This is a genomic window from Ensifer sp. LC384 (genome assembly GCF_001695865.1).
GTDB lineage: Bacteria > Pseudomonadota > Alphaproteobacteria > Rhizobiales > Rhizobiaceae > Ensifer.
The window spans coordinates 206,780-222,679 of sequence record NZ_MBST01000023.1 but is presented as its reverse complement, the minus strand read 5'-3'; the positions used below and the strand labels follow the sequence as shown (position 1 = coordinate 222,679).

Annotated in this window: 15 protein-coding genes; 8 read left to right on the top strand and 7 right to left on the bottom strand. The window is 62.8% G+C overall.

Annotation, left to right across the window (positions count from 1 at the left end; genetic code table 11):
- Positions 1-7 precede the first annotated feature (7 nt).
- The 4 genes from BC363_RS18720 to BC363_RS18705 all read right to left on the bottom strand — a co-directional run bounded on the left by BC363_RS18720 (position 8) and on the right by BC363_RS18705 (position 4,231).
- A complete protein-coding gene (locus BC363_RS18720) occupies positions 8-1,768 on the bottom strand; it encodes a GGDEF domain-containing protein (protein WP_065780990.1) in 1,761 nt (586 codons plus the stop codon).
- A 293-nt stretch (positions 1,769-2,061) separates the two neighbouring features.
- Positions 2,062-2,832, bottom strand: a complete 771-nt coding sequence (locus BC363_RS18715; protein WP_065780989.1) for a VOC family protein — start codon at positions 2,830-2,832, stop codon at positions 2,062-2,064.
- Between the two features lie 79 nt (positions 2,833-2,911).
- Positions 2,912-3,376, bottom strand: a complete 465-nt coding sequence (locus BC363_RS18710; protein ID WP_065780988.1) for a DUF1579 domain-containing protein — start codon at positions 3,374-3,376, stop codon at positions 2,912-2,914.
- A gap of 126 nt (positions 3,377-3,502) precedes the next feature.
- Positions 3,503-4,231 carry a thioredoxin family protein gene (locus BC363_RS18705; protein WP_065780987.1) on the bottom strand — a complete coding sequence of 243 codons (729 nt, stop codon included), beginning with the start codon at positions 4,229-4,231 and terminating at the stop codon, positions 3,503-3,505.
- Between the two features lie 61 nt (positions 4,232-4,292).
- On the opposite strand from BC363_RS18705, the gene BC363_RS18700 reads away from it, so the two are divergent.
- Entirely contained in the window at positions 4,293-4,739 is a 447-nt protein-coding gene (locus BC363_RS18700) for a MarR family transcriptional regulator (RefSeq protein WP_065780986.1), read from the top strand.
- A 67-nt stretch (positions 4,740-4,806) separates the two neighbouring features.
- Here BC363_RS18700 and BC363_RS18695 read toward each other — a convergent pair whose 3' ends face one another.
- Positions 4,807-5,268: a MarR family transcriptional regulator gene (locus BC363_RS18695; RefSeq protein WP_065781149.1), complete on the bottom strand. Its 462-nt coding sequence runs from the start codon at positions 5,266-5,268 to the stop codon at positions 4,807-4,809.
- Positions 5,269-5,607: 339 nt separating this feature from the next.
- Here BC363_RS18695 and BC363_RS18690 point away from each other — a divergent pair, with 339 nt between their 5' ends.
- Positions 5,608-6,012: a GFA family protein gene (locus BC363_RS18690; RefSeq protein ID WP_065780985.1), complete on the top strand. Its 405-nt coding sequence runs from the start codon at positions 5,608-5,610 to the stop codon at positions 6,010-6,012.
- 261 nt (positions 6,013-6,273) lie between these two features.
- Here BC363_RS18690 and ilvD read toward each other — a convergent pair whose 3' ends face one another.
- Complete coding sequence (gene ilvD / locus BC363_RS18685; protein WP_065780984.1) at positions 6,274-8,112, bottom strand: dihydroxy-acid dehydratase; 1,839 nt, start codon at positions 8,110-8,112, stop codon at positions 6,274-6,276.
- 303 nt (positions 8,113-8,415) lie between these two features.
- On the opposite strand from ilvD, the gene BC363_RS18680 reads away from it, so the two are divergent.
- The 6 genes from BC363_RS18680 (at position 8,416) to BC363_RS18655 (ending at position 14,865) form a co-directional block, all read left to right on the top strand.
- Positions 8,416-8,922, top strand: coding sequence for a hypothetical protein (locus BC363_RS18680; RefSeq protein ID WP_065780983.1), 507 nt, complete (start codon positions 8,416-8,418; stop codon positions 8,920-8,922).
- Positions 8,923-8,933: 11 nt separating this feature from the next.
- Positions 8,934-9,872, top strand: coding sequence for a 4-hydroxy-tetrahydrodipicolinate synthase (gene dapA, locus BC363_RS18675; protein ID WP_065780982.1), 939 nt, complete (start codon positions 8,934-8,936; stop codon positions 9,870-9,872).
- A 114-nt stretch (positions 9,873-9,986) separates the two neighbouring features.
- Positions 9,987-10,169 (top strand): hypothetical protein, encoded by a 183-nt coding sequence (locus BC363_RS18670; RefSeq protein ID WP_065780981.1) that lies wholly within the window; start codon positions 9,987-9,989, stop codon positions 10,167-10,169.
- Between the two features lie 36 nt (positions 10,170-10,205).
- Positions 10,206-10,481, top strand: a complete 276-nt coding sequence (locus BC363_RS18665) for a hypothetical protein (RefSeq protein ID WP_065780980.1) — start codon at positions 10,206-10,208, stop codon at positions 10,479-10,481.
- A gap of 235 nt (positions 10,482-10,716) precedes the next feature.
- Positions 10,717-13,995, top strand: a complete 3,279-nt coding sequence (locus BC363_RS18660; protein ID WP_065781147.1) for an adenylate/guanylate cyclase domain-containing protein — start codon at positions 10,717-10,719, stop codon at positions 13,993-13,995.
- A gap of 192 nt (positions 13,996-14,187) precedes the next feature.
- Positions 14,188-14,865 (top strand): peroxiredoxin-like family protein, encoded by a 678-nt coding sequence (locus BC363_RS18655; protein ID WP_065780979.1) that lies wholly within the window; start codon positions 14,188-14,190, stop codon positions 14,863-14,865.
- Positions 14,866-15,052: 187 nt separating this feature from the next.
- Here BC363_RS18655 and BC363_RS18650 read toward each other — a convergent pair whose 3' ends face one another.
- Positions 15,053-15,745 (bottom strand): alpha/beta hydrolase, encoded by a 693-nt coding sequence (locus BC363_RS18650; RefSeq protein ID WP_065780978.1) that lies wholly within the window; start codon positions 15,743-15,745, stop codon positions 15,053-15,055.
- Positions 15,746-15,900 lie beyond the last annotated feature (155 nt).

Below are 15,900 nucleotides of genomic sequence, written 5' to 3'. Positions count from 1 at the left end.
CTGTCAGTTAGCCGCAGACGCGATTCCGGCCTTCGGATTTCGCGCGATAAAGCTCGGTGTCGGCGCTTTCGATCAGGCCTTTCCAGCCCGGATTGGCATTGGCGCCGGCGACGCCGAAGCTTGCGGTGACGTTCAGTTCCCGGCCGTCGGCAACGGTGATCGGCGCACCCGCAAGGTTGGACCGGATGCGCTCCGCAAGGGCGCGGGCCGCATCGATATCGTCGCCCGGCGTGATGACGGCGAATTCCTCGCCGCCAAAACGCGCGACCAGGTCGGACGAGCGCACGGAGTAGCGAAGGATACGGGCGGTTTCCTTCAGCACGATGTCGCCGACGAGATGGCCGTGGGTGTCGTTGATCTGCTTGAAGTGGTCGATATCCATGAGGATCAGGCAGGCGTTCTTGTCGCTACCTGCCTGATCCTCGGCGCCGCCGATCAGTTCCAGCGCACGACGATTGAGCAGCCCCGTCAGCTCGTCGGTTTCGGCCTGGCGTTCGAGGTGCTTCATCAGGAGGGTGCGTTCGTCGAGCCGCTGTCGCAGCACGTCGATCGCATCGAAGAGCCGTCCCATTTCGCCTTCGCCACCCTTGCCGCTCAATCGCGCGATCGGGCGGTCATTGGCAAGCTCGATGATGCTGTGGCGCGCAAGCAGCAGCGGTTCGAAGACCAGCGATCGCGCGCGACGCATGAGGATGAGGAGAACGATGAACAAGGCGAAGGTTGCCGTGGTGGCGATCGTCAGCTTTATCGAGGCCTGCGTCTTGCTGGTGGCGAGCCTCTCCACCGTGGCGTCCATGAAGTCGCGGCGAAGGATCTCGAGCGGCTTCATCTTCGGAACGTAGCGGTCGGTGAATTGTTCTGCCGTCATCGGGTAATGCCCGGTATGCCTGCCGACCGACACGACGCTGTCGACGATTGCAAAGCCTTCACCAAAGAACTGGTGCTCGATCGCGGCGATATCGGCAATGTTCTTCGGCTTCAACCCCGGCAGCGCGCCCGGCTTGCCGACGACGGACCAGATTTCCTGCAGGCGGCCGCGCGTTCGCTCGCTGTCGGCTATGTTCTTGGCCTGCAATGGTCTTCCGACTGCGACCGGAGCCATAAGCTGAGATGCAAGGCGGCCACCGTCCTCGCGCAGATTGGCGAGCATATGGGCGGCGATGGCGATGCCCGCCAGATCAGGATCGGTGTTCGTCAGGCGCTGGATGTTCCAGTCGAATGCGGGGCGCATCGCGTCGATCACCGCGAACATACCCTCGATCGCCATCTGGATTTCCGTCAGGTCGCGGCGTTCCGGCGGCATGGCGGCGATGCGATCGATCTCGGCACGGGCGGCGCCAAGGCGGCGTTGGACTTCGACGAGAATAGGAGAGAGTGCCGCCGCCGGCTCAGACCGGCTGTCATCGGTCGCGCCGGCCACGATTTCGGCAAGCGCTGCATCGCTGCGCGCCCGGAATTCTGCAAGGCGCGCCTGAACCGGAGAGCCAGGGGCGATGCCGATACCCATCACGCCATTCGACGGCCCGCGCTCGGCCGAGAGATAGGTTGCCGTGTCGAGAACCTGGCAGAAGGCGATGACTTCCCTAAGGTTGCGCCGGGCAATGACGAAGTCGGAATAGGAGGCAGCGATGATTTCAGTGGCAAGCACGCCCGTACAGGCCACCACGATGGCAACCAGCCACTGCAGTTTGCGGCGCAGCATCTTGGCGGAGCGAATGTCGCGACCACTCTCGCTGGCCTGTCGCTCATTGTGGGTGTACTTGGTCATTTGCGCGAAGTTGGTCCACCAATGCTACCGGTCATCGTGCCGGAGTCGCGACAATTTCTTGCCGCGGAGAAGGAATGCTTTTCCGCGATCAGTGATACAGGCCGCAGTACTATCGCATAAGGTGTTAAATATCCCTGAAATACCCTAAAATACCATGGGTAAAACCGCAACTGAGGGATGCGTGCGGCGCACGCCATGCGCAATTGCCAGGGGCATGCCGGACGGGGGGCGGTTCGGCCTGCCTGGAGCCTATCGATGGATACCAGGCAGGTCCGTTTCGATTGCGATTGTGTTCAGCCTCTCTGGCCGACAAGGGCGAAGAGGGCGCCTTGCGGGTCGAGCGCCTGGATGATCCAGGCTCCACCCGGCACTTCCATGGGCTCAAGGACGATCTTGCCGCCGCCGGACTTGATGCGCTCGATGGCCGTGTCGAGCGCTGCGACGTTGATGTAGTAAAGCCAATAGGGTGACGGGATATCCTTCGGCTTGGTCATCATGCCGCCGGCTTGGACCCCGTCGATGGCAAAGATCCGATAGGTGCCCATCTCCCCCATATCCATGTCGTTATCCTTGGTCCAGCCGAAGAGGTCGGCATAGAAGGGGAAGGCCGCGTCGAGGTCGCCGGACATCAGCTCATGCCAGCCGATCTGCCCCGGCGTCATCGGGTCGACAGGGGGGGGCGGCTCGCCGGTGCCGGTGAACAGGGCGAAAACCGCTCCATGCGGGTCGGTGGCGATGGCGAAGCGGCCGATGCCGGGGATATCGTCGGGCGCCCGGTGGATCTTGCCGCCCTTGGCCGCAACCTTCGCCGCAACCGCATCGACATCGTCGACGCCGACATAGCCGAGCCAGGCGGGTGGCGCGTTCATCTCCAGCGCGCCTTCGGGCATGGTCATCAGGCCGGCGACCTGGTGGTCGCCTGAGGTAAACAGGGTATAGCTGACGCCAGGCATGCCGGCGTCGCGGGCATTCCACCCGACGACGTCCTTGTAGAAGGTTTCTGCCGCCTTGGTGTCCGTCGTCATCAGTTCGTACCAGACGAATTTGCCGTGATGGCCTGCCATCTCATGTCCTCCGGTTGCAAAATTGGAAGCTGCGCCGACCGAGGTCGGCCGTGCGGGGTAAGATGCGTGAAATCCTATGTCAGAGGCGGGTGTACTCCGCCGTCATCATTTCCTTCCAGGTCCCGTCATCCGTCCTGACATGCGCCGTCAGCAGGCGTCGGGCTTGGCCGTCAAGGGTTATTGCGTCGCGATACCTGGCCTGTTTGCCTGGAACATCGAAGTCCGGCCCATCGCTGTAGAGTGACAGCGTCAGCCCGTCGGGCTCGAGTTCGCCGTCATAGATCCACAGGTGGGTCATCATCGATCCGACCCAGGTTCCAATGAAGCGTCGTGTTTCGGGGTTGTAGCCGAGCGTCATCAAGGTCTGGCCGAAGTTGCCGTCGGGCATCGTGCCCTGACCTTCGCAGACCGTCCAGAGACCTCGAAGGCTGCGAACATGTTCGGTCCATGGGGTGTCCGTTTCAGGTGCGCCTGATGTGCGCACCTGCCAATCGCCGAGCAATTGTTCGAGCCAGCGATGCGCTTCTTCCGGTTCTGCCTTCACCGAAGTCTCCTCTCCCAGCGATGCCTAAAATTCGATCAGAGATACGACCGGTTCAATCAGAGATACGAGCGGGAAGAAACGCGCCCGGAGCCAAAAGGTTCCGTTCCGGGCGCGGTGCCGGGAGGCTTAACCGGCTTTGCGTCGAGGCGCATGCTCGTATTCGTCGTGGCGGCGCACGAAACCCTGCGTGCCGTCCTCGTTTCGCCCCTTTGGTGCGCGGTCGAGAAGCATCAGCGTGCCGACCAGTTCCTCAAGCCCGCGGGCATAGGTGGAATAGGTGTGGTAGACGGTGCCGTCGTCGGCCTTCTGGAAGGCGCTGAGGCCCGGCAGTTCCTCGTGCGCATTGGCGCTTTCCGTCTCGGTGAAGTTGTAGACGACCTTGCCCTCAGCGAGTTCGGCCGGCGTGAAGGTGACGTGAAAGTCGCTGTTGAAGCCGTTTCCCTCGGCCGAGACCCAGGGGAAATGCCAGTCCATGCGTTTCTTGTAGGCTTCGAGCTTCGAAAGCGGGGCGTTTGATGCCGCGATCAACGTGACGTCGTGGTGATTGAGGTGCGGCAGCATGCCGCCGAAATGGTCGGCGAGGAACGAGCAGCCGGGGCAGCCGGCCTCCCAGGTTGGCCCGAACATGAAGTGGTAGACGACAAGCTGGCTGCGTCCGTCGAAGAGTTCGGCCAACGACCTCTGTCCGTTCGGCGTGTCGAAGACGTAGGGCTTTTCCATCTTCACCCAGGGCAAGGCACGGCGCGCCGCGTTGACCTTGTCTCTGAGGTGGGTGTGCTCTTTTTCCAGGGCCAGAAGCGCCTTTCGCGCTTTCAGCCATTCCTGTGGCGATACGACCGCATGATCCTGTCTCATGCCCGTTCCTCCTTCCAACGTTGCACTTGACTAATTACGTTGATATCAACATTAATCACTTATGTCAAAATCGCCCGTCATCCCGTTCGAGACCACATTGTTCGTAAAGGACACCTGCCTGTGCCTGCATGTCCAGCGTGCCGCCCGTGCGATCGCCCGCCAATTCGATGATGCCTTGCGGCCGCTCGATATCACCAACGGCCAGTTTTCCCTGCTGATGTCGCTCAATCGCCCGGCGCCGCCGAACATGGGTGTCGTGGCCTCGCTGCTCGCCATGGATCGCACGACGCTGACGGCGGCACTGAAGCCGCTGGAGCGGCGCGGGCTGGTCGAGATTTTTGCCGACGAAGGGGATCGACGGTCGCGTCGGCTGCGGTTGACGCCAGCGGGTGAGCGCCTGCTGGCGCGCGCCGTACCGATCTGGAAGGCGGCCCACCAGATGGTCGACGAGAGGCTCGGCCAAGGCGGGCCGGAGCGGTTGCGTGCTGATCTCCAGCTGTTTGCCTAGGACACGCTGCGCAAGCGGATCGATGTAACCTGGTTCCCAAGCTACACACTTTTTGCACGCGATGCTTCTAGCCTGTGGTCGGGCGATCCCGCAGCAGCGCGATGGCTTCGACGATCAATGCCGTTGCCCGCTGCAGCCGCTCCTCGCCGAGCTCCGCGCCAAAGGCATCGGCCCAGACGGTCTGCCTGGCCTTGATTTCATCCAGCACCTCTTCGCCGCGCGGCGTCGGTACCATCAGCTTGGCCCGCTGGTGTGCGGGATTGTCGCCATAGGTGATCAGTCCTTCTTGTTCGAGCAGGTCGGCGATGCGCTGCACACCCTGCCGGGCAAGACCGAGCGCGCGTGCGGCATCGGCGACCGACATCGGGGCGTGGCTCGCGGCCGCCAATACCTGCCAGCGTGCACTCGTCTGGCCTGAAGGTTTGGCGAGCACGTCGCCTGCTGCCGTCAACGGACCGGCCAGGCGAAGCACCGAAATGGCGAACTGGGCGAAGGCGTCGCCGGCGGGGGTGCGGACAGGGTCATCCATGTTGACAGCGACTACCATTGTGTCACGGTGAATAATGACAGCATGTTGTCATTGTGGCGCGCTTGTCGCAAGCGTTTTGATCGCAGGAAGAGAAAATGGGAATGGCCAAGCGGACCTACAAGGGCAATTGCCAGCCAGTACCCCTTCGGAGATCAGGCATCTCGAGATCAGATGCATCTTGTGGACATAGCACTCACCCGCCTGCTTCCGCCTTCTGAAAACCGTAGCGCGCATAATTGACAATATGTTGTCATCATGCGATAAGTGAATTGACAATAAGTTGTCGTGTCGCCGCATTGAAATGTGCGCTGTTCGGGTCTCGAATTGGGAGTGAATGTGATGAAACTGACCTATCGGGGTAGCTGCCATTGCGGAAAGATCCGCTATGAGGCCGATATCGATCTCGACGCCGGTACGGGCAAATGCAATTGCTCGATCTGCTGGAAGAAGCGCTATTGGGGCGCGATCGTGAAACCGGATGCGTTCCGGCTTCAGGCCGAGGAAGTCGATATCGCCGACTACCAGTTCGGCAGCTTCAGCGGGCATCACCGCTTCTGCAAGACCTGTGGCATCGCCGCCTATGGTCACGGCTATATCGAGGAGATCGGCGGCGCCTACTATTCCGTCAATCTGGCCGCCCTCGACGATCTTGATCCGGCAGTGCTTGCCGAAGCGCCGGTGCAATATATGGACGGCCGCAACAACAACTGGTTCCACCCGCCGGCCGAAACGCGTCATCTCTAAGGTCGTCGTGCATCGGAGTGGCCGCAGGGCCGATCTTCAAACCTTTTGGAACTCAAGGTGGTAGGTGACCTCTTCGCCCGTGGTCGGATCGATACCCGGAGCGCTGTGGATCACCAGTTGCTTGCCGTCCAGAATATAGGGGCGGATCAGGTCCGAAGTGCCCCAGTTGGGATTCCAACTCGCATCGACATGATGAGGGCATAGAGCGCACAAAAAAGGCCCCCACGAGCGGGAGCCTTTGTTTCTCAAATTGTCGAGCGTTCAGCGATCGCCGAGGTCGCGAACCGCGCCGCGGTCTGCGGAGGTGGCGAAGGCGGCGTAAGCCTTGAGTGCTGTCGTCACCTTGCGCTTGCGCACTTCGGTCGGCTTCCAGCCCTTGGTATCCTGCTCGGTGCGGCGGCGGCTAAGTTCTGCCTCGTCGACGCGCAGGCTGATCGTGCGGTTGGGGATGTCGATGTCGATCATGTCGCCTTCGCGCACTAGGCCGATCGTGCCGCCGTTCGCCGCTTCCGGCGAGACGTGGCCGATCGAGAGGCCCGACGTGCCGCCGGAAAACCGGCCGTCGGTGATCAGCGCGCAGGCCTTGCCGAGGCCCTTCGACTTCAGATAGCTCGTCGGATAGAGCATTTCCTGCATGCCCGGGCCGCCCTTCGGACCTTCATAGCGGATGACGACGACGTCGCCCGCCTTGATCTCGTTGGCGAGGATGGCCTTGACCGATGCGTCCTGGCTTTCGAACACCCGTGCCGGACCGGAGAACTTCAGGATGCTCTCATCGACGCCGGCGGTCTTCACGATGCAGCCGTCGAGCGCAATGTTGCCCTTGAGCACGGCGAGGCCGCCGTCCTTGGAGAAGGGGTGTTCGACCGAGCGGATGACGCCCTTTTCGCGGTCGGTGTCCAGTTCGTCCCAGCGGGCTTCCTGGCTGAAGGCGACCTGGGTCGGGATGCCGCCGGGGGCCGCGCGGAAGAAATTGCGCACGGTTTCGCTCGTCGTGCGGGTGATGTCCCAACGGTCGATGGCGTGGCCGAGAGTTTCGCTGTGCACGGTCGGGCAATCGCGGTTGATCAGGCCACCCTTTTCGAGTTCGCCGAGGATCGACATGATGCCGCCGGCGCGGTGCACGTCTTCCATGTGCACGTCGCTCTTGGCCGGCGCCACCTTCGACAGGCAGGGAACCCTGCGCGACAGCCGGTCGATGTCGGCCATGGTGAAATCGACCTCGCCCTCATGGGCGGCGGCGAGAATGTGAAGAACGGTATTCGTCGAGCCGCCCATGGCGATGTCGAGCGCCATGGCGTTTTCGAAGGCCTGCTTGGAGGCGACGTTGCGCGGCAACACGCTTTCGTCGTCCTGCTCGTAGTGGCGGCGGGCGATGTCGACGACCAGATGCCCGGCCTCGACGAAGAGGCGCTTGCGGTCGGCGTGGGTCGCGAGCGTCGAGCCGTTGCCGGGCAGCGACAGGCCCAGCGCTTCGGTCAGACAGTTCATCGAATTGGCGGTGAACATGCCGGAGCAGGAGCCGCAGGTCGGGCAGGCGGAGCGTTCGATGACCTTGACGTCCTCGTCCGACACATTGTCGTCGGCGGCAGCGACCATGGCATCAACCAGATCGAGCGCATGCGTCTTGCCGTGCAGGACGACCTTGCCGGCCTCCATCGGGCCACCGGACACGAAGACCGCGGGGATGTTGAGGCGCAGTGCCGCCATCAGCATGCCGGGGGTGATCTTGTCGCAGTTGGAGATGCAGACCATGGCGTCGGCGCAGTGCGCATTGACCATGTATTCGACGCTGTCGGCGATGATCTCGCGCGACGGCAGCGAATAGAGCATGCCGTCATGGCCCATGGCGATGCCGTCATCGACGGCGATCGTGTTGAATTCCTTGGCAACGCCGCCGGCCGCCTCGATCTCGCGGGCGACGAGCTGGCCGAGGTCCTTGAGGTGCACGTGGCCCGGCACGAACTGCGTGAACGAGTTGACCACCGCGATAATAGGCTTGCCGAAGTCGCTGTCCTTCATGCCCGTCGCGCGCCAAAGGCCGCGGGCGCCGGCCATGTTGCGGCCGTGGGTGGTGGTGCGGGAGCGATAGGCAGGCATGGACGGTTTCCTTCAAGGACGAAATGTCATTGTGCTGGTATGGCGGTCACCGACCGCCAGTGCAGGGGCTACCTAGCGCAAAATTGCGTGCACGTCATCTTTTGCGTCAGAATATTTCGACGCCGCGCTGCCCGCATCTCGGCCGGATATTCGCCCCTCGCGGCACTGTAGCCGGGTGCCTTTGGCTTGGACACCCGGCATTTGATCTCCCTTATGAAAATCTTATGCCGCCGGATGCAAGTCGCAATCGAAACCGGACGCGAGGCGGGGTTAGCCTTCACTCATCGACAACGGGTGAGCACCATGACCCTTCACGATTTCAGCTTTCGCCATCGTCCCGAGGCACCGGATCGTCAACCCGGTATCGATCGCTTCGAGGGGGCGGACCGCGCCGAAAGCGGGCCGGATGCCTTGAAGCTCCTGCTCCTGCGCATCGCGGCGGTGCGTCGCCTGCGTGAACACCACGTCTGGGAGGCTGTGCGGCTGCTCCAAGACATGCCCGAGCTGGTCGCCGAAGACTGGCCGTCGCGCCGTTTCCGCGAACTCATGGCCGCCGACGCGCTCGTCGACGCGGTGATCCATCTGACGACCGCGACCGAAGCCAAGCTCTGCCTGCGAACCCTCAGCCATGAATGCGGCCTGTGGACCTGCACGCTTCGCTACGCACCGGCCGATGCCGGCCGCCTGACATTCAAGGCCCGCCACGCCGATCTGGCATCGGCGATCCTTTCGGCCTTCCTGCAATGCTGCCGCGCCTTTCGCTTTTCCATCGAAAGCGACAGCACTCGCCGCGGCCATTTCCCAACCTGAAGGACATTTTCATGAGCGATCATTCGCTTCGCCTCGAAGGGGCGATCACGGCGTTGGTCACGCCATTCAAGGACGGCAAGGTCGACACCATCGGCCTGATGTCGCTCGTCGAATGGCAGATCCGCCACGGCATTTCCGGTATCGTCGCCTGCGGAACCACCGGCGAAGCGGCGACGCTTTCCCGCGCGGAGCGATCGATGGTCATCGAACGGTGTGTCGAGGTCGCCGAAAGGAAGATCCCTGTTATCACGGGCACGGGCACGAACAGCACCGAAACGACGATCGGATTGACCGCTGAGGCCAAGGCGCTCGGCGCCGACGCTGCGCTCATCGTTGCGCCGTACTACAACAAGCCCTCCCAGGAAGGGATCTATCGCCACTATGAGGCGGTCGTCCGGGCGGTCGATTTGCCTGTCATCGTCTACAACGTGCCCTCGCGCACAGGCGTCGATATCGCGCCGCGCACGCTCGAGCGATTGGCGCAGCTACCCGGCATCGTCGGCATCAAGGATGCGACGGGCGACATCGGTCGCTTCCTCGCATCGCCGCCATCGGTCAAGGCGCGGCTCTGCCAACTCTCCGGCAGCGACCAGACGGCGCTGCCGTTCAATCTTTGCGGTGGGCACGGCACGATTTCGGTGGCGGCGAATGTGGTGCCGAGGCTGATGATTTCCCTGCATCACGCGATCGCAACCGGCAACAGCCAGGCAGCCGTCGCCATCCATCAGCGGCTCCAGCCCTTGTTCACCGCGCTTGAACGCGAAACCAATCCGGGCCCGATCAAATACGCCTTGCACCTGGCACGGGGCTTAAGCCCCGAAGTCCGGCTGCCGCTGACGACGGTGTCGCCGGAGACGGCGGCCGAGATCCGCTCGGCGCTCGAACCGCTGATCGAGGTTCGTGGCGGTCAACATGTCAGCCCGCGCCTGCCCCTCGCGCTTGCGAGCTGAGGCCACGGCCTTCGACGGGGCGGTTCCATGTCATCGCAGATTGGGCGGCTCTTGCCGCTGTGCACGACCGGCACGGCACGAGCTTCGTATCAAACACAACAAAGGAGACAGACCATGTCACGCTTTCCCCATCTTGCCGCACAGGCGGAACAAAGACGCCGGTCGCAGGGGACCGACAGCTATCCCGCCGACAACGGTGCGGTTCGCGACGCCTTCCTCGGCATCGGCATCCGCCTCGGTATCGTGCTCGGGCTCGCCTACGGCATCCAGACCGTCATTCCCTGGGTCGCCGGCTGAGCCGCCGCACCATTCGTCAACAAGGAACATTCGATCATGGGCAGTATGCAGCAGGTACGTCGCGGTTTGCTGGCACGCGCGCGTTTCGTCGTCGGGCGCGATAGCCACGGATGGTGGGTTGTCTCCGACCGCAAGGGGTTGGTCGGAGGGCTCTTCACCAACGAGGCGGCGGCGATCCATTTCGCAATGGAAGCAAGCGATCGCCATCCCGAAGAGGTTTGCTGCGCGCCGGACGGCACCGCCATCGATCTTGGGATATTTGCGAGGCGGCCGACGCGGCGCAGACACGCTCAACGCCGCGCCCACTCCTGATCTCTAAGCCCCTGTTTCCGTCGGTCGAGGGATCGCGCAACCGACGGAAACAGAATGCAGCATACCTCCCAAGGGGGCATGGTGCGGCCTGTTCGGATCCTGTCAGCCGCTGATGTCTTAATGTTAGTGCTTGCTTGCAAAGCCGTGCGAGCGGGTCCATTCTTTTGCGTTGATTGTGTCCAAACGGCTCTGGATGGCATGCGGCACGCCGGGCCTCTTCGAAGGTTCGCCATTGATGAACTGTCATGAATGCGGTTGCGAGATCGAGGGGCGATTTTCGTTTTGCCCGAGATGCGGAGCCAAGCAGCGGAGCCAGTGTCCGCGCTGTGGCGCGGACTGTCTCCCCAGTTTCGCTTTCTGCCCGAATTGCGGCACGCCGATGGACAAGCCGGCGGCAGCAAAGGTTTTGGTGTCTGGGCAGGCTGCGGTGATGCCGGTGCCAAGGGCGGCACGGGATTCATCCGTACCGGCATCGAGCGACAACGAAGATGCCGACCGCCGCACCGCAACCATCCTTTTTGCCGATCTGTGCGGCTTCACAGGCCTTGGCGAACATATGGATCCGGAGATCCTGCAGACGTTTCAGAACGAGTTCTTTGCAGAGTTGACAGAAGCGGTCGAAGCCTATGGCGGCTTCGTCGACAAATTCATCGGCGATGCGCTGCTCGCCCTCTTCGGCGCCCCGGTGGCGCATGAGGACGATGCCGAGCGAGCCCTTCGGGCGGCAATCGATATGATCGCGCGCGCGAGCCTGATTGGTGAACGTTGGCAGGATCGCATCGGTGCGCCGCTGAACCTGCATATCGGGTTGAATACCGGTACCGTGGTTGCAGGCGGCCTGGGAGCCGGAGACAGCAAATCCTATTCGGTCACGGGCGACGCGGTGAACACCGCCCAGCGCCTGCAGTCAATGGCCGGGCCCGGTGAGATCCTCGTTGGACCGGTCACATATCGCGTGACCCGCCATGCCTTCGCTTATGAAGCGCTGGGTGCAACCGCATTGCGCGGCAAGGCCGGCATCGTCGAGGTGTACCGGCTTATCGAGGTTCTTGATGCACCCGGGGCCGCACGCGGTCTGGAGGCCTTGGGCCTGACAGCGCCATTGGTCGGGCGCGATGGGGAAATGAAGCGTCTGCTCAATTGTCTGGAACTTGCCTGTGACGGGACCGCGCAATTGGTGCAGCTGTCCGGTGAAGCGGGGATGGGGAAATCGCGGCTCGTCAACGCGTTTCTGGCGCTGGTCGCCGTCGATCCGCGCTTCGGCCACGTCGTCGTTCGTCGCGCAAGCTCTTCGTCGCTGGGCGAGCCGTCCTACGGGGTTCTGGCGTCTGTCTTGCGCGGGGCCTACGGCATTTCGACCTTCGACACATTGGCGCGAACCACCGAGCTTCTCACTGCAGGGCTGGCGGAGATCGGCTTTACGCCAGAAAAGCTGGAACAGCTTGTGCCGCTTTTCCTTCGCATCCTGGGGATGGGGACGCACGACGAAATGTCGCGGCATGTGGAGCCGGAGCAGATGCGTCGCCAACTCTTTGCGGCGGTTAGAGCCATCTTCGAGCGGCGTCTGTCACGCGCGCCGCTGCTGCTGGTGATCGAGGACCTGCATTGGGCTGATGCCGCGTCGCTCGATGCCATTGCTTTTGCCCTCGACCGGATGGAGGGCGGTCCGTTGATGATGCTGACGACGCAGCGCCCCGACACGGCGGTCGAGCGGCTGAAGCCTGGTCGAACGAGCCTCACGGCGTTGCGACTCGCGCCGCTGACCGAGGCTGAGGGGCGCAGGCTGCTTTCAGCCTTCTTCGGTGCGGATGGCCTGCACCGGGGACTGGCCGGCCGTATACTGGCACGTGCGGGCGGAAATCCACTGTTCATCGAGGAAATCGTACGCGGCTTGATTGAAGTCGACGCCCTGAAGCACCACGGGACCGCCTGGCGGGTGGTCGAGCGCGAGGCCAGCGTCGATATTCCCGTGACCATCGAAGCCATGTTGCTGGGCAGGATCGACCGGCTGCAGCCGCAATCGCGCAGACTGCTTCATTATGCGGCGGTCATCGGTCCGCGGTTTGACGTCGACTTGCTGCGGATCGTTGCCGGCGACGAAACCACGATCGATGCGGCGCTGGATCTTCTGTGCGATACCGAGATTATCGAGGAGACGCGGGACGGCCGCTTGCAGGGCGTGCAGACCTACCGCTTTACCCAGACCCTGCTGCAGGAGGTGGTCTACAACAACCTGCTTCTGCGTCGGCGCGCGGAGATTCATGCCGTTGTCGCCGAAAGTCTCGAGCGACGCTACGGCGCACAGACCACAAGGCTGGAGGAGATGGCGCTGCTTGGCCACCATTTCAGCCAGTCGGAGGAAAAGTCGAAAGGCGCACACTATCTGATGGCGGCTGGAGAACACGCGCAGGCGATCTATGCGAACGACGATGCCATCCGGTTCTACAAGCAGGCCATGGCCGCCTGGGCAGCGGTTGGCGAGGAAGGGGCCGAATGGCTTGCCGCCCGCGAGCGAGTCGCCGATCTGCTCAGTCCTTCGGGCCAGCGCGACGCGGCTGCAGGGCACTATGCTTGGCTCCTCGACGTCTATCGCACCACCGACGACCGGGTCTCCGCCGCTCGCATTCAGCGCAAGTTTGGACATCTCCTATGGGAAACGGCGCGGCGCGACGAGGCGTTGGCAGCGTTCGCGGCGGCTGCCCTTCTTTTGGAGAACGCGGACGCGCCGATCGAAAGCGCCCACCTCTCGCAGGAGCGCGGTCACCTGGCCTTTCGCATGGGCAACTATGTCGACGCCATGGCCTGGGCCGACGATGCGTTGAAGCGTGTCGGGACCTTGGCGCCCGAAGCGTTGGACGCTCGACGCGAGATGGATCGCGTAACGGCGGAAGCACTCAATACGAAAGGCGTGGCATTGGCGCGCCTTAACCGCGGCACCGAGGCAATTGCAACGATCGAGCGCAGTGTCGCGGTCGCCGAGGCGGCCGATCTGCTCAATGCAGCTTGCCGAGGCTACACTAACCTTGCCGTTCTCTACACGATCATCGAGCCGCGACGGGCAATCGAAGTCTGCAAATTCGGCTTCGACCTGGCGCAGCGTATACGGGATCTCGGCTTTCAGGCGCGCCTTCTTTCCAATTTGGCCGTGGCCTATTGCACCTTCACAGACCGCTGTGCGGCCGATGGCATTCCGGCGGCCGAACGGGCGATCGCCATCGACCGCGAACTCGATCAGCGCGATCACCTGCCGGTATCGCTGCTGGTACTGGGACAGATCGACCAGTGTCACGGTCGCCCCGATGTCGCGCGTCTCCTGTACGAGGAAGCACTCGAACTCGCTTTCGAAACGCGAGAGGCGCAGCTGCTGTTTCCGTGCTATGATGGTTTGGCGACGCTCTGTCTTGATGCGGGTGATCTCGATGGTGCGGAAAGGCACTTCGCCTCGGCTCGCGACATATGCACTCGGCACGGTCTTGATCCCGAAGCGTTGATGATACTGCCGTTCCTCGACTAGGGCGCCGCAGGGCAGGTCCGTCGAAGGTAAATACGAAGATCCAGATTGCATGATCGGCCGCCGACGGTTTCCGAAAGAGAGACCTGTGTCGCCAATCGGTTCTGCACCGGACGAGGCGGTTGCGTTCATGTCATTGCGCGAGACCTGCCCCTGCATCTCCGTAACCCACGACCGGCATGAGGAGACAAAATCATGGTTGGACAACACAATGGACCACTACAGCCCGGTGACCGGGCCCCGAACGTGGTGCTCGATGCGATTACCCAGGACGGGCAGATTTCCATTGACGATTTTCGCGGCCGCAAGCCGGTGCTGGTCGGCCTGTTCCGCGGCCTGCATTGCCCCTTCTGCAGGCGCCAGATCGCCGCGATGGCGCAGCTCGACGGGGCCCTGCGCGAAAAGGGCATCGAGAGCCTGACGATCGTCAACACGCCGATCGAGCGGGCCCGGCTCTATTTCCGCTACCACCCGTTGCCGCATTTGCTGGCGGCTTCCGATCCGGAGCGGGTCTCGCATCGGGCGTTCGGCTTGCCCAACCTCGAATTCACCGAGGACGAGGACGTCTGGCCGTACAAGATGGCCCAGAAGACGATGATGGCGATGAAGGTGAACATGCCTGATCTATTGCCGGAACCGATGGACCCGATGGCAGCGACGGCTTATCTCGACAAGGCGGACGCCTACGAGATCACCGACGCCGACGAACGCATGATGGCGACCGGGACGGGGCAACTCGTCGGCGAATTCCTACTCGATCGTGACGGCGTCGTGCGCTGGAGTTTCACCGAGGTGCCGGATGGCGGCAAAAATCTCTTCGGCGTACCGCGCCGCGAAGAACTGATGTCCGTCGCTTCCGCCGTCGCACATTGAAGGCGTCTTCGGTCGTCGGGCAGCCTGTTCGACATGAACCCCGCCGGTCCATGCGATCGACGGGGATTTCGTTGCCACAGCGCGTTTAGAGCGTTTCCGGTTTAGACGGAGTCGCGGAAACGCTCCATCTCCTTGTTTTTACGCATTTCCTGACGGAAAACCGCTTCGCACTTTTCCTGGAGATGCTCTAGCCGAGCGAGGCGATCGCCTCATCGATCAGCGCGACGATGTCTGTCGGGTGAGAGGCCAGCGACGCGTGGCTCGCGTCGAGCGTGATCGTCTTTTTCGCCTTGATGCGCTCGGCCATCCACTGTTCGGTTTCCGGCGGTATCATGTTGTCGCGGCTCGACACCTGATACCAGCTGGGTTTCACCTTCCAGGCCGGCGGGCCGGACTTGTCTTCAAAGCAACGTCCGGCAATCGGCTTCTGCGTGACGGCCATGACAAGCGCTTCGGTCTCGCCGAGATCCTGGCCGAAGCTCTGGCGGAACGTCGCCTGGTCGAGCCAGAGGAAACCGTCCTTGTCGGGCCGGATACTGCCTGCGCCGGACGGGGCGTCGCGGCGGGCGAAGATGCTGCCGAGGCTATCGCCTTCGTCGGGCGCGAAAGCGGCGATATAGACCAGACCGGCAACATTCGGTGCGTGGCCGGCGCCGGTGATCACAGCGCCGCCATAGGAATGGCCGACCAGCAATGTCGGTCCGTCCTGTGCCGCCACAAGTTTCGTTGTCCGGTCGATGTCGTCGGCAAGCGACGTCAGCGGGTTCTGAACCGCTGCGATCCTGTAGCCCTTGGCGTGCAGCGGCGGTATGACGTGACGCCAATGCGAGGCGTCACCCCAGGCGCCGTGTACCAGGACGATGTTCTTGATGGCTGGCATTGTCCGTTCCTTTCTTTCCCGCTCGGGCTCTCGAAGCCTGGGCACTTTACCGCCGACAGGGCACTTGCCTCATGTCGGGGGGCGCGCTGAGCTCGCGGGAGCAAGGTAGGGCGGCAAGACAGGCCGATCCATGACGCGGCCCCACTATTTCGTGC